This window comes from Kaistella treverensis (assembly GCF_900114045.1).
In the GTDB taxonomy this organism is placed as follows: Bacteria; Bacteroidota; Bacteroidia; order Flavobacteriales; family Weeksellaceae; genus Kaistella; species Kaistella treverensis.
Map to the genome: position 1 here is coordinate 244006 of NZ_FORQ01000002.1, position 16865 is coordinate 260870.

The 16865-nt window shown below is 40.1% G+C and carries 14 protein-coding genes; 6 read left to right on the forward strand and 8 right to left on the reverse strand.

Annotated elements, in window-relative coordinates:
- Positions 1-68: 68 nt before the first annotated feature.
- On the reverse strand, positions 69-989 hold the full coding sequence (locus BMZ55_RS06570) for a glutaminase (protein WP_089819647.1): 921 nt from the start codon (positions 987-989) through the stop codon (positions 69-71).
- A 40-nt stretch (positions 990-1029) separates the two neighbouring features.
- The gene (gene hflX / locus BMZ55_RS06575) at positions 1030-2256 is read right to left on the reverse strand and encodes a GTPase HflX (RefSeq protein ID WP_089819648.1); all 1227 of its coding nucleotides are present in this window, start codon (positions 2254-2256) and stop codon (positions 1030-1032) included.
- A 153-nt stretch (positions 2257-2409) separates the two neighbouring features.
- Here hflX and BMZ55_RS06580 point away from each other — a divergent pair, with 153 nt between their 5' ends.
- On the forward strand, positions 2410-2919 hold the full coding sequence (locus tag BMZ55_RS06580; protein ID WP_089819649.1) for a GNAT family N-acetyltransferase: 510 nt from the start codon (positions 2410-2412) through the stop codon (positions 2917-2919).
- Between the two features lie 49 nt (positions 2920-2968).
- Here the strand turns inward: BMZ55_RS06580 and hemE are convergent, their stop codons facing one another.
- From hemE to hemA, 4 genes are read right to left on the reverse strand one after another with little or no spacing between them, the layout of a single operon-like run.
- A complete protein-coding gene (gene hemE / locus BMZ55_RS06585) occupies positions 2969-3997 on the reverse strand; it encodes a uroporphyrinogen decarboxylase (protein WP_089819650.1) in 1029 nt (342 codons plus the stop codon).
- A 23-nt stretch (positions 3998-4020) separates the two neighbouring features.
- Positions 4021-4719, reverse strand: coding sequence for a uroporphyrinogen-III synthase (locus BMZ55_RS06590; RefSeq protein ID WP_089819651.1), 699 nt, complete (start codon positions 4717-4719; stop codon positions 4021-4023).
- Positions 4720-4748: 29 nt separating this feature from the next.
- Positions 4749-5663 (reverse strand): hydroxymethylbilane synthase, encoded by a 915-nt coding sequence (hemC, locus tag BMZ55_RS06595; protein ID WP_089819652.1) that lies wholly within the window; start codon positions 5661-5663, stop codon positions 4749-4751.
- The gene (hemA, locus tag BMZ55_RS06600; RefSeq protein WP_089819653.1) at positions 5650-6924 is read right to left on the reverse strand and encodes a glutamyl-tRNA reductase; all 1275 of its coding nucleotides are present in this window, start codon (positions 6922-6924) and stop codon (positions 5650-5652) included. Before hemA ends, hemC begins: the two co-directional genes overlap by 14 nt.
- A gap of 249 nt (positions 6925-7173) precedes the next feature.
- On the opposite strand from hemA, the gene BMZ55_RS06610 reads away from it, so the two are divergent.
- The 5 genes from BMZ55_RS06610 to rodA are packed head-to-tail and all read left to right on the forward strand — an operon-like array spanning position 7174 to position 12812.
- Positions 7174-8199 (forward strand): rod shape-determining protein, encoded by a 1026-nt coding sequence (locus tag BMZ55_RS06610; protein ID WP_039342263.1) that lies wholly within the window; start codon positions 7174-7176, stop codon positions 8197-8199.
- 23 nt (positions 8200-8222) lie between these two features.
- Positions 8223-9074: a rod shape-determining protein MreC gene (mreC, locus tag BMZ55_RS06615; protein WP_089819655.1), complete on the forward strand. Its 852-nt coding sequence runs from the start codon at positions 8223-8225 to the stop codon at positions 9072-9074.
- A complete protein-coding gene (locus BMZ55_RS06620; RefSeq protein ID WP_089819656.1) occupies positions 9071-9577 on the forward strand; it encodes a rod shape-determining protein MreD in 507 nt (168 codons plus the stop codon). Before mreC ends, BMZ55_RS06620 begins: the two co-directional genes overlap by 4 nt.
- Positions 9574-11586 (forward strand): penicillin-binding transpeptidase domain-containing protein, encoded by a 2013-nt coding sequence (locus tag BMZ55_RS06625; RefSeq protein ID WP_089819657.1) that lies wholly within the window; start codon positions 9574-9576, stop codon positions 11584-11586. Before BMZ55_RS06620 ends, BMZ55_RS06625 begins: the two co-directional genes overlap by 4 nt.
- Positions 11583-12812, forward strand: a complete 1230-nt coding sequence (gene rodA / locus BMZ55_RS06630) for a rod shape-determining protein RodA (RefSeq protein ID WP_089819658.1) — start codon at positions 11583-11585, stop codon at positions 12810-12812. The genes BMZ55_RS06625 and rodA overlap by 4 nt, the downstream gene beginning before the upstream one ends.
- A 646-nt stretch (positions 12813-13458) precedes the next feature.
- On the opposite strand, the gene BMZ55_RS06635 is transcribed toward rodA, so the two are convergent.
- Positions 13459-14151 carry a C40 family peptidase gene (locus BMZ55_RS06635; protein WP_089819659.1) on the reverse strand — a complete coding sequence of 231 codons (693 nt, stop codon included), beginning with the start codon at positions 14149-14151 and terminating at the stop codon, positions 13459-13461.
- Between the two features lie 330 nt (positions 14152-14481).
- Complete coding sequence (locus tag BMZ55_RS06640; protein ID WP_089819660.1) at positions 14482-16680, reverse strand: glutamine synthetase III family protein; 2199 nt, start codon at positions 16678-16680, stop codon at positions 14482-14484.
- Positions 16681-16865: the final 185 nt, after the last annotated feature.

Below are 16865 nucleotides of genomic sequence, written 5' to 3' on the forward strand. Positions count from 1 at the left end.
TTTTTTTAAGCACCACAGCTTTTCACGTGGAACATTGCTGAAAAATTCGGTGCCATTTGATGCTTTTTTTAGAAAATGCTTTCGCCGGTTTTGGTGGTAAATTCTTCCAGAAACTTCATACCGCGATAGGAATTTCCTTTCGGATTCAGCTTCGGACTCCACACCGTAATGCAATAATGGCTCGGATAAATCGCGATGATTCCGCCGCCTACTCCACTTTTTCCGGGCAAACCTACGCGGAACGAAAATTCACCTGATTCGTCGTAAAAACCACAAGTGAGCAAAATTGCGTTGATTCTTTTGACTTTGGTAAAAGGTAAAATTTGTGCTCCTGAGCCCGGAATTTTTCCTTCATTCGCAAGGAACAAAAGACTTTTGCTGAGCTGTTTGCAACTCATTTCTATGGCGCAGAGATAGCAGTAAATTTCGATGACGTCCGCCGGCGAGCTGGTGATGTTTCCAAACGATTTCATGAAATTACATATGGCGGAATTGCGGAAACTGTTCTGCATTTCGCTTTTCGCCACTTTTTCGTTGAAAGTAATATTTTCGTCGCCTGCAAGGTTTCTGATGAAAGCTAAAATTTCTTCTTTCGGATCGGTACATCTTTCCAACAGAATATCGCAGATGACAAGCGCGCCTGCATTAATAAACGGATTGCGCGGAATTCCTTTGTCGGCTTCAAGCTGAACAAGCGAGTTAAACGGATTTCCGGAAGGTTCTACGTCCACGCGGGACCAAAGCTTTTCGCCCAACCTTTCGTAAACGTAGGCGAGGACGAAAACCTTGGAAATGCTTTGAATTGAAAATTTTTCTTCAAAGTCGCCAAAACCAAAATTTTGGCCGTTTAAGCCGGTAAAATTTACACCAAACTTTTCAGTAGAAATATCAGCAATTTCGGGAATATAATCCGGGATTTTACCTAAGTTTTCCTCCGCTTTAACCTGTGTGAAAACTTCGGCAATAATTTTTTCGTAATCGGGCGTCATTGGCTAAACAGAAAAATTGGGTGAAATAGCGGCAAATTTTTTAAAGTTCCTCGGTGGATTCTTCTTCCTCGTCGAAATATTGGAAAAGGAAATCGTTGTACGGGAAACGTGAAATATGAATTTTTAAAACCTCGTCATAAATCATTTTTTTCAGCTCCGGGAAATTTTCTTTTTTCAGTGCGGAAATGAAAACCGTTGGATATTTTGATTTCGACATCCAGGTTTTCATCCATTCTTCAAGTGAGATATTTTTGCGTGTTTCCGGGCTTAAATCATCATCACTTTTTTTCTCGTAAGCAAAAGCATCGATTTTATTGAAAACCATGATCAGCGGTTTTTGATGCGCTTCAATTTCCATCAACGTTTGGTTTACGGAATTGATGTGGTCTTCAAAACTTTCGTGCGAAATATCCACCACGTGAATTAAAAGATCGGCTTCGCGAACTTCGTCCAAGGTTGATTTGAAACTTTCTACCAGCTGCGTGGGCAATTTTCTGATGAAACCTACGGTGTCGGTCAGCAAAAAAGGCAAATTTCCGATGACCACTTTTCGTACGGTCGTGTCTAAAGTTGCAAAGAGTTTGTCTTCTGCAAAAACATCGGACTTCGAAAGCGCGTTCATCAAAGTTGATTTTCCCACATTCGTATAACCAACAAGCGCGACGCGCACCATTTTTCCGCGGTTGTTACGCTGTGTCGCCATTTGTCGGTCGATGGTTTTCAGCTTGTCTTTTAATAATGATATGCGGTCGCGGATAATCCTTCTATCGGTTTCGATCTCCGTTTCACCCGGGCCACGCATCCCGATACCACCCTGCTGACGCTCGAGGTGAGTCCACATTCTGGTAAGTCTCGGCAAAAGATATTCGTATTGCGCGAGTTCAACCTGAGTTCGTGCGTAGGAAGTTTGAGCGCGCTGAGCGAAAATATCGAGGATCAAATTGGTTCTGTCCAGGATTTTTACCTCGATTTCTTTTTCCAGATTTTTTAGCTGCGAAGGCGAAAGTTCATCATCGAAAATTACAGTACCGATTTCATTTTCTTTTACATAATCCCGTATTTCCTGTGCTTTTCCGCTACCGATAAATGTTTTCGAATCCGGTTTTGTAAGCCTTTGCGTAAATCTTTTGTCTACGCTGGCGCCCGCAGTGTACGCGAGAAATTCCAGCTCATCGAGATATTCTGTTAATTTTTCTTCGCTTTGATTTTGAGTGATTAAACCGACTAAAACGGCTTTTTCGTATTGATGGTCGTTTTTTTCTAACATAAATTATTGCAGCATTTACACAAAGATAGCACTTTGCGGTTTTCTTTTAAGAATTGGTGAAAATATCACCTTATAATTCAGCGTATGCACCCATATTTATGCCAAGAATTTCTCTAAATTTGACCGGTTTAGTCGCCAAAATTTAAAGAATATATGGAAACCGAGAGATTAATTTTAAAACCGATCACCACCGATGATGCGCAATTTTTATTTGAACTTTATAATTCGCCTCACTTTCTCGAATTTATCGGTGACCGAAACATTAAAAATTTTGAAGCGGCGGCGGAATATATTGAAGCACGGTTTCTGCCACAATTGGAAAGATTGGGCTACGGAAATTATGTCATCATCCGAAAATCTGATGGCCAAAAGATTGGCGCAGTGGGTGTTTATGAAAGAGAAGGTTTAGAAGTTCAGGATATCGGGTTTTCCTTTTTACCCGCATTTGAAGGACAAGGTTATGGTTTTGAAGCGGCGTCGCATCTTTTAGAAACGGTTTTTCGTGATTTTAAAGTCAGGAAAATTTCGGCAATTACCTCTAAAGCAAATTTCGCTTCGCAGAACCTTATTAAAAAATTAGGTTTGAAATACATTAAAAATGTTTTGCTTCCCGGCGATGAGGAAGAATTGCTGTATTTTGAAATCCAAAATCCTACATTATAAAACAAAAAAAAACGCCCTTTTGAGGCGTTATTTTTTATATTTAAAATAATTAATTCGGTTTCCAGTCCACCACCGCGCGGATAAATGCTTCGGCATTTTCCAGCGGAATATTCGGTAAAATACCGTGACCAAGATTCGCGATATAGCGGTCTTTACCAAAACGGTTAATCATTTCAGTCACCATTTTAGTAATGGTTTCCGGCGAAGAATTTAATCGGTTTGGGTCAAAATTTCCCTGCAAAGTCATGGTGTGATTGGTGAGCGTGCGTGCCATTTCCGGTCTAATCGTCCAATCTACGCCTAAAGCAGAAACTTTCGATAAAGTCATTTCCTCAAGCGCGAACCAGCAACCTTTGCCAAAAACCACCACATGCGTCAGCGGAGCCAAAGCTTCCACAATTTGATTGATGTACGGCCAGGAAAAAATTTGGTAATCTTCCGGCGACAAACTTCCACCCCAGGAATCGAAAACCTGAACGGCAGAAACTCCTTTTTCAACTTTTCTCTTTAAATAGGCAATCGTGGTCTCGGTGATTTTCTGTAATAAAAGATGTGCAGCTTCTGGATTTTTAAAACAGAAAGATTTTGCAACATCCCAGGCTTTAGAACCTTTTCCTTCAACGCAGTAGCACAAAATCGTCCACGGTGAACCTGCAAAACCGATTAACGGAATATCATTATCCAATTTCAGAAGCGTAAGTTCAATAGCGTCGAAAACGTAACCCAAAGTTTCATTTACATCCGGAACCTCAATATTTTGCACATCTTCCAAAGTGCGGATGGGATTTTCAAGCCAGGGTCCCGTTCCTTCGCGCATCTCGAAATCCATTCCCATCGCTTGCGGAACCACCAAAATATCCGAGAAAAGAATTGCAGCATCCAACGGAAATCTGCGGATTGGCATCATGGTAATTTCGGACGCCAATTCTGGTGTACGGCAGCGCGTGAAAAAATCGTAATCATCGCGCATTGCCCGAAATTCCGGTAAAAACCTTCCTGCCTGACGCATCATCCAAACGGGCGGTCTTTCAACCGTCTCACCTCTTAAAGCTTTGAGGTATAAATCGTTTTTTATCATAATTTTTGCACTTAAAACCGAAATTATTCCGGCTTTAAGGTTGAATTTTTAGTAATTTCCTGTTTTACCAGTTTCAGCAAACCTAATAAATCATTTTGTTTGCCCGTAAATATTTTCTGGTCTGTATGTTTAACGATTTCCGCCGTTGTAGTTTCGCCGATTGAAAAAATATATTTAAAATCCAGCGAATTTTCTTTTATAAAACTCCGTACGCCACTCGGTGAAAAAAAGGCCACTGCATCGTGTTTATTTTCTGATTTCGGATAAAGAAGTTCAGTTTCATAAACCACCACTTTTTTATAACCGATATTTTGGAGCGGTAAATTTTTCTGAAGAATATCAAGCGCCAAATCTCCGCAGAAATGCACGAAACTTTCTTCGGGGCAGTTTTCAATGATAAATTCTGCGAGCTCCTGGGCGTTTTTTTTCATTTTGAAAACACCGAAGCCATGCTTTCTGAGCTGAAGTTTTGTTTTCCTGCCGACGCAATAAATTTTATTATAATTTCTGTCGGTGAAATTTTCGTGTGGTAGAAAACCATTTTCAAAAAAAGCTTCAACGCCGTTCACGCTGGTAAAGATCAGCGATTTATTTTCGAGGTTAAAAGGGCTAAATTTTCTGAAATTAATTTTAATGACTTCTAAAAACGAAGGTGAAATGTCCGTTCCCAAAACATCGGAAACTTCCTTTTCATCAAGCATTTTTGTAAACAGAATATTCATTAAAACAGCTTAAAATAACCTGAGATAAATTACTTCATCTCGCGGTTTATTTGTTCCATAATTTCTGCACCGCCATTAGCGATAATCTTTTCCGCCAGAATCTGACCAAAATTATCATCAGGATTCCACTGGAAAATTTCGTCGGTTTCGATGCATTCATTTCCGTCCAGCGAGCAAAGTCGGCCGACAAATCGAACCTCATCGAATTCATTGATCATCGCATAAGCCCCAATCGGCGCGGTACAGCCACCTTCGAGCGCACGTAGAAACTCTCTTTCTATTTCGATACAAATGCGGGTTTCACGATGATTTATATCTTTAAAAATTTCCTTAATTTCTGCGTCGTCAGCACGTCCGCAAACAGCAACCACACCTTGCGCAGGCGCAGAAATCATGAACGGAAGATGCTCATAATCAATATTTAGGCTCATTCGTTCAATAGCAGCTAAAGAGAATAAAGTTGCATCAAAATCCTGATCTTCAAGTTTTTGCAAACGCGTCTGAACGTTTCCGCGAATGTCGCAAAATTCGGTTCCCGGATAAGTTTTTGCCCAAAAAGCGCGGCGACGCAAACTACTCGTAGCGATTTTCAAATCGTGAAGCTCTTTAACTTTTGAAGATTCTTTTCGCACCAAAACATCTTGGGGAAAATCCCGGGCTAAAACGGCAATAATTTCGATATTTTCGGGAAGTTGCGTGGGAATATCTTTCAACGAATGAACCGCGATATCCACTTCTTTATTTAGCAAAGCAATGTCTAAATCTTTAGTGAAAATGCCAGTAATTCCCATTGCGTACAAAGGTTCAGTCAAATTTTTATCGCCGCAAGAAACAATCGGGGTGATATCTGTTTTGTAATTTCTGTTCTGCAGATTTCTGGCGACTTCGCGAGCTTGCCATAAAGCCAGCGGCGAATTTCTCGTCCCAATTTTAATGCTTCTCATTGAATTCGTTATTTGGCTGTTCTACTAAAATCTCGTGCATCAGCTTCGTGATCTCTTCGGCTTTCCACGGATTATCGATGATAAACTTGGCAAACCTGTTTGTGATTTTTTGAATCATACGATCGGAAAGTTGCATATCCGCAACGTCCACATACTTATGTTTTTTGTGGATATTGTGCATTTCATTGCGTTCCATATTTTTCAAAACGGCTTTAAAATGATGAATATTCGGTGCTAACTTTCTCTTTTTTTCCCATTCCAGAAAATCCTTGGTCATTTCCTTGATGATTCCTTCGGCCTTAGGAATTTCTTTCTGGCGCTGCATCATGGTTTCATTGATGTGCAGCGAAAGCTGATCGACATCAACCAAACTTACGTTTTGGTTGTCGGTAATGTCTTTTTCAACATTGTTCGGAATCGAAAGATCAATTACCAAAGTTTCCTTGCCGTTCGGGAAATGCGTTTTATTAATTATCGGGTGTTGCGCGCCGGTGGCAACGATCAAAATATCGGTTTGGCGAAGTTCTTCATCAAAACTTTCAAACTCGATGTATGGAATTTTATATTTATCCGCAATCTTTTCTGCTTTGTCGGCAGATCTGTTGGCTATTTTCACACGAGGTTTATAGACGTGTTTCACCAGATTTTCGACGGTATTCTGGCCAATTTCGCCAACACCCAAAAGCAGAATATTTTTATCTGAAATGTGCGGCTGATTTTTCAAAATATAATGCACCGCCGCGTAAGAAACCGATGCCGCGCCATGCGAAATGCCGGTTTCGTTTTTAATTCTTTTTGATATCTGGATCGCCGAATTGATGGCGCGCTCCATAAAAGGATTAGAATATTTTTTTTCTTTGCGGAAACGGTGGTACGCGTTTTTTATCTGGCCGATAATTTCGAAATCGCCGATAATCTGGCTTTCTAAACCGGCTGCAACACGGAATAGATGATTTAAAGCTTCTTCATTTTTTATAATCTGAACATACTGCATAAAATCGGTGAGCGTAACGCCCACTATTTTGCAGTAGAGTTCAGCGATGAGAAGATAATTTTGGGTCGTGGTGTAAATTTCTGTACGGTTGCAGGTAGAAACCACGAAAGCATCACCCAGATTCAAATCGTGAATTTGGTTGACGAAATTTTTCACATTTTCATCAAAAAAGGCAAATTTGCCCCTTATTTCTGCATCTGCTTTTTCAAAACTGACGCTAAGAGCCGCAAAATTGGCTGTTTTGTGAATGTTAGTATCCTTAATCATAGACCAAGCGCAAAATTAAGGTTTTAAATTGAATTAAAGAAGGATGTTTGCTATGATGATTATCACTTGTCTCTATCGGAAATCAGCTGATTTTCATCTTCCCAAAAAATACAAAATATTTTGGAAATTAAAAAATAAGCGTAAAATATCCGCTAATTTTAATATAATTTTAACCAAAATTGGCGACATTGCAATTTTTAGAACGGTTCTAAATCTATATCTTTGTACACTTTAAAAATTTAGCATAAAATGGGGTTATTTGATATGTTTACGCAGGATATTGCGATCGATTTGGGTACAGCCAACACGCTGATTATCCACAATAACAAAATCGTAATAGATCAGCCATCAATTGTGGCGATCGAGCGATCTTCCGGAAAGCCGATTGCTGTTGGCGAGAAAGCGAAACACATGCAGGGGAAAACTCACGAAGACATAAAAACAATCAGACCTTTGAAAGACGGTGTAATTGCTGATTTTCACGCGTCTGAACATATGATCAAGGAATTCATCAAACAAATTCCGGGCATAAAAGGCAAACTTTTTCAACCTACATTAAAAATCGTTATCTGTATTCCATCCGGAATTACCGAAGTTGAAAAACGTGCGGTGCGCGATTCAGCTCAAAAAGTAAATGCGAAAGAAGTTCGCCTGATTTATGAGCCGATGGCAGCTGCAATAGGAGTTGGAATTGATGTACAGAAACCCGAAGGTAACATGATCATCGATATAGGTGGTGGAACTACAGAAATTGCTGTTGTTGCTTTAGGTGGAATTGTGTGTGACAAATCTGTAAAAATTGCCGGTGATGTTTTCACCAACGATATCGCTTATTATCTGAGAACGCACCATAATTTATACATAGGGGAACGTACTGCGGAACGCGTAAAAATTGAAGTCGGTTCAGCAGTTGAAGAACTTGACGTTGATATCGAAGATATTCCGGTTCAGGGACGTGATTTAATCACCGGAAAGCCGAAAGAAATTATGGTGAATTACAAAGAAATTGCGCGCGCTCTGGATAAATCGATTATCAGAATTGAAGACGCGGTGATGGAAACACTTTCTCTTACGCCACCGGAATTGGCAGCTGATATCTACAAAACAGGAATTTACCTTGCGGGCGGCGGCGCTTTGTTGAGAGGTTTGGCAGACAGACTTCACCGAAAAACAGGTTTGCCGGTTTTCGTTGCCGAAGATCCTTTACGCGCAGTAGTTCGCGGAACAGGAATCGCCTTGAAAAATATGGACAAATTCAATTTCCTGATTAAATAAAATCAAAATTTTTGGCCTAACGGATGGGATTTTTGCTGAGATTATTTTCGAAAAACGGTTTATTCGTTTTCTTTATATTTCTGCAACTCATTGCTTTAGTATTGATTTTCAGCCGAAATTCAATGCAACAGTCGTGGGTTGCGGGGCAGTCTGCAGCATTTAACTCCTGGGTTTCCGGCTATATCGATGAAGGCGCTTCCTATTTAAAATTAAAGCAAACCAACGATCAGCTGGTTGAGCAAAATAAGGTTTTGATGGAACAGCTTTATGGAAAAAATGCCAAAATAACGCCGAATTTCCGTAAAGTCCACGATACCATCGGCGGCGGGCAGATTTATACTTTCGTGGATGGTGACATCGTTTTCAACAGTATCAACCGGAAAGATAATTACTTCACCATCAACCGTGGGAAACGTGACGGCGTACAACCGAAAATGGGGGTAATGGCGCCGGGCGGAATTGCAGGAATTGTCATCAATACCACCGATTCTTACTCGCTGGTGCAATCGGTTTTAAGTTTAAATAAAATTAAAATTAATGCCGCGCTGAAAAATTCCGGTTATTTCGGTACTTTAACCTGGCGCGGTGAAGATTCACGCGTAATGCATCTTGCCGACATTCCGAAATATGTGCCGCTGAAAGTTGGAGACACCGTTGTAACTGACGGAAAATCAGCCATTTTCCCGCAGGGAATTATGATTGGTAAAGTTGCCGGTTACGAAGTAGATAACAAAACCGGCTTTTGGGACATCTCTGTAGAACTCAGCGCGAAAATGGGAAACATCAGCAAAATATTTGTTGTTAAAAACCTAAAAAAAGCAGAAGTTTCTAAAATTCAGGATACACTGCAAGCTACTATACAAAGAGAAAAATGATAAGCCGTACATTATTTACCGACATATTATTAATTGTATTGCTTATTGCGCTGCAGGTTTTTGTCCTGAACAGAATCACGCTTTTTGGGAAATATACTCCGGTGATTTATCCGGTTTTTGTAATGTTTTACCCTTTTTTCCGAAATAAATACCAATTTCTGCTGCTGAGTTTTCTGCTTGGTTTAGGCGTAGATGCATTCCTTTATACGTGGGGCATTAATGCATTCGCCACAACGGTTATAGCGTATTTCCGGACCTTAATTTTCCGGACTTCAACGGATACTTCTACCGACTTTTTTTCGTTTCAGTCCTTACAATGGTCTCAGTTCCTGTTTTTCATTTTGATGAGTATTTTGATTCATCAGGTTATAGTTCAGTATATTGAGATTTTTAAATTTTCGCGGTTCTTTGACGTATTTTTAAATGTTTTGGCAACCAGTGCTATTTCGTTTATCTTTATTTTCATCTACGCATTAGCCTTTAAAATCAAACAAAAAGTTTGAAATCACAGTACATCAAAATTTTCATATTTCTCTCCTTTATTGCTCTGATTTTCATAGCACGGCTCGCTTATTTGCAACTTTTCACGGACAGATATGCGCTGAATGCCGCGAATACCTCGATAAAAACCGAATATATAATTCCGCAGCGCGGTGTAATTTTCGACCGAAACGGTAAAATTCTGGTCGGCAACCAACCTTCTTATGAAATCTCTTTCACCGAAGCTTTGATGAAACCGGATTTCGACACCTTGGAATTTTGCAGTTTATTACGGATTTCGAAGGAAGATTTTATTAAAAATGTCAACGCTATAAAAGCTGAAAAATATTATTCGAAGCTGACGCCGATGACTTTCATTAAAAATTTAAGCCGCGAAGATATTGCAAGAATTCAGGAAATTATATTTAAATATCCCGCGTTCAGCATTGTCTCCCGTCCGCAACGCCAGTATGAAGTTTCAACTTCCGGAAATCTTTTGGGTTATACCAACGAGGTAAACGACCGTGATATTAGAAAAGATTCGCTTTATTATTTACCGGGCGATTTCATCGGAAAAACAGGAATTGAAAAATCTTATGAAAAAGAACTCCGTGGTGAAAAAGGCGTACAGTACATTCAGAAAGACATTCGGCTTCGCAACATCGGCAAATATAAAAACGGTGCTTTAGACCGCGATGTTGTTACTGGCAAAGATCTCACCCTCACCATCGATTATGATCTGCAGAAAATCGCAGAGGAAATGATGATCGGGAAACAGGGCGCTATTGTAGCACTTGATCCGAGCAACGGCGAAATATTGGTTCTTGCAACCGGCCCGGATATCGACCCAAACCTTTTCGTGGGGCCCGAAAAAACGCGAAATCTGTACCGCCTGCAAATGGATACCATTTACAACAACCGGCCAACATTCGACCGGTCTTTGCAGGCAGCGTATCCACCAGGTTCAACTTTTAAACTTCTTACCGCAGCTGCAGCAATGCAAATGGGCGTGATGGATGAAAACACCATTTTCCCATGTGGTGGCGGCTTCAGTTATAAAGGTTTGCGAATTAAAGGGCACGGTGGCGCGGATCCCTTGATTCCGGCGATACAGGTTTCGAGTAACTGTTACTTTTCCTACGCCTACATGGCAATTATGAACAAATATCCCGGTGATCCGAGCCGTGGCGTAAATGAATGGAAAAAAATAATGAGCAGTTTCGGCGTTGGTGAATTTCTAAACAATGATTTGGCGGTTGGTTCTAAAGGCAGAATTCCCTCTGGCGAATTCTACGAAAAAAGAAGTGGGAAAAAAAACTGGTCTTCGGCATACACCATGAATGGTTCTATTTTTAATGGAATGGGCCAGGGTGACGTTTTGTTAACGCCACTTCAAATGGCGAATTCCGTGGCTGCCATTGTCAACAAAGGTTGGTTTTATACGCCGCACATCGTAAAATCAATTGATGGCAAACCAAATCCCGATCCGAGATTTAAAGTAAAACATAAAACTTTGGTAGATCCGAAACACTTTGAACCGATTATTAAAGGTATGGAAGCGGTGGTTTTGCAGGGAACAGCGCGCGGTCTAAAATCCAATGATTTTACAATGCTGGCAAAAACCGGAACGGCACAGGTTCCGCAGGGAAAAGATAATTCCATTTTTGTTTTGGCAGCACCGGCGGAGAATCCCAAAATCGTTATCGCCGCAGTAATGGAACACGCCGGATTTGGTTCCACCTGGGCGGGCCCGGCAGCAACGGTGATTGCAGAAAAATATCTGACCGGCGAAATCAAGCGCGAACATTTGTATAAAAAAATGATGAACGCGACCTTTATGCCCGAATATAAGCGCCAATGGGTGGTGGAATTGAAGCGAAAAGGCTTGTATAAAGAACCGAGCAAAGATTCGCTGTTTCTGCAAACAGTGGAAACAAAGTTGGAAAATGCAAAAACCCAGGCTGAAAAAAAACAGCTGCTCTATCAAAAAGATTCTATCATTAATAAAATTAAAATTTCAGCAAAGAAGTGAAGTGGGCGCAAGGTATTGATAAACTCGGACTAACACTGTATTTTTTGCTGTGTGCTTTTGCCATTGCAAATATTTACAGCGTGGAACCCGCCAGCGGAATCCGCCAGGCCATTTGGTTTGGTGTATCGGTTTTTGTTGGAATCGTGATTTTTATGATGCGAACCAAGTTTTTCGAAAATATGGCCGGCATTATTTATATCGTTGGTTTGCTTTTGCTGATCGGGCTTTTTCCGTTCGGAACAGAAATTCTGGGCCAGAAAAACTGGTATAAATTCGGTCCAGTCAGTTTACAGCCCGTAGAATTTGCGAAAATCGGTACTGCTTTAATGTTAGCGAATTACGTTTCGGGACCGGATTTTAATTTAAAAAACAGGAAATCGCTGTGGACATCTTTAGCCATAATCAGTGTTCCGGCGGTGGTGGTTTTATTAATTCCCGATGTAGGTTCACTCTTGGTGTTCATCGCCTTTTTTATCGCGCTTTACCGGGAAGGTCTTTCGGGTTGGTTTTTCGGAGTCGGATTTATTTTTGCCGCGGTTTTCCTGGTTTCCCTCGCAATCGATCCGCTTTATGTTGTCGCAGGAATCGTATTACTTGCCGGAATTGCGGTTTTTCTGAATAAAAACAGGATTCACTGGAATTTGGTTTCAATTGCCGCCATTGTTGGCAGTGTGGGCATCCTGAGCGGGTTGGCATACACAACACCGACGGTGTTGGAAAAACTGCCGAAGCATCAGCGTGAAAGGATTGAAGTTTTATATAAAGGTGAAAAGGCTTTCCGTGATACGTCTGGTTATAATTTGCTGTACTCGAAAACGGCGATTGGCTCGGGCGGTTTTTGGGGCAAAGGTTACCGGGAAGGTTCGGTAACGCAGGGGAAATTTGTGCCGGAACAAAGCACCGATTATATCTTTTGTACCGTAGGTGAAGAATGGGGATTTTTTGGCAGTACGCTGCTGGTGATCGCCTACTCTGTTTTCATCGGCCGGATTTATTACCTGTCCGAAAAGCAAAAATCAACTTTTAACCGCGTTTTTGGTTATTGTTTCGCATCGATTTTGCTGATTCACTTTTCGATAAATCTCGGTATGGTGATGGGACTTTTCCCGACAGTTGGGATTCCGTTGCCGTTTTTCAGTTATGGTGGCAGCTCGCTGCTGGCATTTTCTACGATGACGTTTATTTTCTTTAAACTGAATTACACTGACCGCAACAGCTTGGTTTAAGTTTTCTTAAAAATTCGGCGTTTTAACGGCGATTTTTTTTGAAATTAAGCGAAACATTTAAATGTGTTCAGCTTTTATTTTAAAACAAAAAGTTTAGGCTTTTAGCGGCTAATTTTTAAAGTTTAGCAAAAAGTTTAAATCCGTTCAGCTTTCATTTAAAAATCAAAAAGATTAGTTTTTTAACGTCAAATTTTGAAGTTTAGCAAGACGTTTAAAATCAGTTCAGCTTTCATTTAAAAATGAAAAATTCATGCTTTTAACGGCAAATTTTTGAAGTTTAGCAAAACATTTAATCAGTTCAGCTTTATTTAAAAATGGGAAAATTGCGTGTTTTAGCGGCTAATTTTTGAAGTTTAGCAAATGAATTTACAGCAGTGTTCGGTTTTAATTTAAAATCGAAAAATCAGTGCTCTTAACGGCTAATTTGTTGAAGTTTTGCAAAACGTTTAAATCAGTTCGGCTTTCATTTAATAATCAAAAAATCCGTGCTTTTAGCAGCAAATTTTTTCGATTTAGAAAAGCATTTACAGCAAGTTCGGCTTAAATTTAAAATCAAAAATTCGGGCTTTTAGCGGGAAATATTTTAAAAGTAAAACAAAAACCATCTCCGAAGAAATGGTTTGAAGTATTTATCAATTATTTACTTTTAGTTATTTTTTGCGAAATTGGTGTTTGCGGTTTCCGGAGAAATAACTCTTTTTGCAAATCTGTATTTCGGTCCCCAGTAAGAATCATTCAGTGAAGAAATCATGACACCTCTGGAAGTTGCAGCGTGGATGAATTTTACGGTCCCGTCTGAATCGATGCTTTCTACGATACCAACGTGTGAAATCCGGCCTCTGCCCTGGTGTGAAAAGAAAACCAAGTCACCTTTCTGAAGGTCGGTTTTTTCAACTTTTTCGCCTTCCTGCGCTTGCGAAGCTGCAACTCTCGGTAAATTTACACCGGCGCTGCTGCCGAAAACTGAAAGTACGAATGCTGAACAATCAATCCCGCTTCTGGTGGTTCCGCCGTATCTGTAAGGAGTTCCTAAATAGGTTTCGGCTTCGGTCAGGATATCGTCAATTTTTTTTGTGAAGTGAATAGCTGAGGCGATTTCCTCGTTTCTTGCTATATTTTCAAGAGTTTTAGCTGCTACAATCTGTTCTTCGCGGATGCTGTTAACCAGTTGTTTTTTAGCTGTTTCTATTTTTTTACTGTCAATTGACGCAAGTTTGGCATTTGATTTGTATTCTGAAACGTAACTTGTTGGAGTTGAAACTACGTAATTTGTAACACAAGACTGCAAGGAAAAAGTAGCGACCACAGCAGTAACATAAAACAAAATTCTTCTCTTCATATATATTAATTCTCAGTGTTAAAATGTAATATCTGTTTTAAAAAGCAATACAAAAGTAGGTATTACGGCAAAAGTGGGGGTGAAATCACCTCTCCTTCACTGGTGTTTTAACACATTTTAACAGTATTTTTTGTAATGTTAAAAGAATTTACAGTGCAATCCCTTTATTTAGGGATTGCCGTTTTCTATTTTATTAAGATTTGTTAACATTTATAAAATCTCTCTATTTAATATATAAGATTGATCAATAATGTGTTATAAACCCAGACGATGAATATAAAAAAAGCCTCTTAATGAGGCTTTTTTTATTATACATATATATATTACGTGCTATCTGGTAAACAACAGTTCTCGGTACTTTGTTAAAGGCCACAATTCATCGTCCACCATCATTTCCAGTTCGTCGGAAGCTGAACGGATTTTAGCAAAAAACGGAATCACCTCATTACAGAAAGATTCTGCCATCTCCATTGAGGAATTTTTTGCTTTTGCTCCGGCTATTGCCTCAAGCAAATTTTCAACTTCAACTTTAATCGTGCTTACATGCCCGGAAATTCCACGGATTAAGCTCATCTGTTCCTGTGCTAAATCTTTAAATTCCGTTTCGCCAAAGATTTCCTTTAAACCTTTTACATTGTCGATCAAACGGTTTTGATATTTCAACGCGCTTGGAATAATGTGATTTCTGGCAATATCAGCCAAAACTCTCGCTTCAATTGCAATTACTGAGGAATATTTTTCGAGTTTAATCTCGTTTCTCGCTTCAACTTCCCGAGCGGTGTAAATTCCGAGCTCTTCGTACAGTGAGATAAATTTCGGATCCAATTCGCGACCCAAAGCTTCCGGCGTAGTTTTCAGGTTGTTCAAACCTCTTTTTAGCGCTTCTTCTGCCCATTCAGCTGAATATCCGTCACCTTCAAACATGATGTTTTTACACGCCTTAATATATTCACGTAAAATATTGAAGATCGCTTCATCTTTTTTTAGGCCTTTTTCTACCAAAGCATCAACTTCTTTTTTAAAGGTCTGAAACTGTTTTGCAGCAATCGCATTCATCACCGTCATCACCTCAGCACAGTTCGCCGAAGAACCTACAGCGCGGATTTCGAATTTGTTTCCGGTGAAGGCAAATGGTGAAGTCCGGTTTCTATCTGTATTATCCAAAAGAATATTCGGGATTTTTCCGACGACGTTTAGTTTTAAATCTGTTTTTTCTTCCGGTGAAAGTTTGCCGTCTTTTACTTTTTCCAGTTCTTCTAAAACCCCAAACAACTGGGAACCGATAAATGCTGAAATAATTGCTGGCGGCGCTTCATTAGCTCCCAAACGGTGATCGTTCCCTGCAGATGCAATGCTTACGCGCAAAAGATCGGCATAGTCATGAACCGCTTTTAAGGTATTTACAAAAAAAGTAAGGAATTGCAGGTTTTTTTTCGGATTGGCACCCGGGCTCAAAAGATTTTCACCTGTGTCCGTCGCCAAACTCCAGTTGTTGTGTTTTCCACTTCCGTTTACACCAGCAAATGGTTTTTCGTGGAAAAGAATGTGGAAGTGATGTTTGTGAGCAACTCGCGCCATTAAATCCATTAGCAATGAATTGTGATCAACCGCGACGTTAACTTCTTCGAACATTGGAGCCAGCTCAAACTGGTTTGGCGCCACTTCATTATGTCTGGTGGTAACCGGAATTCCTAATTCAATGGAACGGATTTCCAATTCCTTCATGAAATTCATCACACGAGTCGGAATGGAACCGAAATAGTGATCGTCAAGCTGCTGACCTTTCGCAGGCGAATGTCCCAGCAATGTTTTTCCGGTAATTACCAAATCCGGTCTTGATTGGTATAGCGCCGAATCTACAAGAAAATATTCCTGTTCCCAGCCTAAAGTCGGGCTTACCTTCGTAACATTTTTATCAAAATAGGAGCGGCAAATATCTGTTGCAGCCTCATCTACAGCGTGAAGCGCGCGTAGTAACGGCGCTTTATAATCCAGCGTTTCGCCGGTATAAGAAATAAAGATCGAAGGAATACAAAGTGTAGTTCCCATGATGAAAGCGGGTGAAGTTGGATCCCAGGCGGTATAACCACGCGCTTCAAAGGTATTTCTGATGCCACCGTTTGGGAAAGATGACGCATCCGGTTCCTGCTGAATCAGCATGCTGCCGGAAAAGCGGTCAATTGCGCGGTCGCTTTCAAATGGTGTAAAAAAAGAATCGTGTTTTTCTGCAGTGGAACCTGTAAGCGGCTGAAACCAGTGTGTATAATGGGTAACGCCTTTGCTTAAAGACCAATCTTTCATGGCTACAGCAATCTGGTCGGCAACATCGCGCTGGATTTTGGTTCCCCGTTTTATCGCGTCCTGAATCGAGGTGAAAGCCTCTTTAGTTAAATATTCGCGCATGGTTTCTTCAGAGAAAACCTTTTTGCAAAACAATTCGGATAAGCGGGAAGGAACTTCCACGGCGTTTTCTTTTCGAAAGTCTTTCTGAGAAAGCAATTCCAAAGCTTTAAATCTTACATTTGCCATTTGATGTTGTTTTATTGAGGCAAAATTACAACAAAATGATAAAATATTGCACTACTGCCCCATATTTTTTGGGGGTGATTTGAAAATATTTTAAAATAAAGTTGAATTCTAAAAAATTAGTCGCTAAAAGGCCGAAATTTTTTATTTTGTAAATAAATAAGTCAGTTCGATTAATTTTTGTTCAT

Excerpts from the sequence above, each read along its gene's own strand:
- BMZ55_RS06570 (WP_089819647.1), bottom strand. The coding sequence starts at position 989 with ATGACGCCCGATTACGAAAAAATTATTGCCGAAGTTTTCACACAGGTT.
- hflX (WP_089819648.1), bottom strand. The coding sequence starts at position 2,256 with ATGTTAGAAAAAAACGACCATCAATACGAAAAAGCCGTTTTAGTCGGT.
- BMZ55_RS06580 (WP_089819649.1), top strand. The coding sequence starts at position 2,410 with ATGGAAACCGAGAGATTAATTTTAAAACCGATCACCACCGATGATGCG.
- hemE (WP_089819650.1), bottom strand. The coding sequence starts at position 3,997 with ATGATAAAAAACGATTTATACCTCAAAGCTTTAAGAGGTGAGACGGTT.
- BMZ55_RS06590 (WP_089819651.1), bottom strand. The coding sequence starts at position 4,719 with ATGAATATTCTGTTTACAAAAATGCTTGATGAAAAGGAAGTTTCCGAT.
- hemC (WP_089819652.1), bottom strand. The coding sequence starts at position 5,663 with ATGAGAAGCATTAAAATTGGGACGAGAAATTCGCCGCTGGCTTTATGG.
- hemA (WP_089819653.1), bottom strand. The coding sequence starts at position 6,924 with ATGATTAAGGATACTAACATTCACAAAACAGCCAATTTTGCGGCTCTT.
- BMZ55_RS06610 (WP_039342263.1), top strand. The coding sequence starts at position 7,174 with ATGGGGTTATTTGATATGTTTACGCAGGATATTGCGATCGATTTGGGT.
- mreC (WP_089819655.1), top strand. The coding sequence starts at position 8,223 with ATGGGATTTTTGCTGAGATTATTTTCGAAAAACGGTTTATTCGTTTTC.
- BMZ55_RS06620 (WP_089819656.1), top strand. The coding sequence starts at position 9,071 with ATGATAAGCCGTACATTATTTACCGACATATTATTAATTGTATTGCTT.
- BMZ55_RS06635 (WP_089819659.1), bottom strand. The coding sequence starts at position 14,151 with ATGAAGAGAAGAATTTTGTTTTATGTTACTGCTGTGGTCGCTACTTTT.
- BMZ55_RS06640 (WP_089819660.1), bottom strand. The coding sequence starts at position 16,680 with ATGGCAAATGTAAGATTTAAAGCTTTGGAATTGCTTTCTCAGAAAGAC.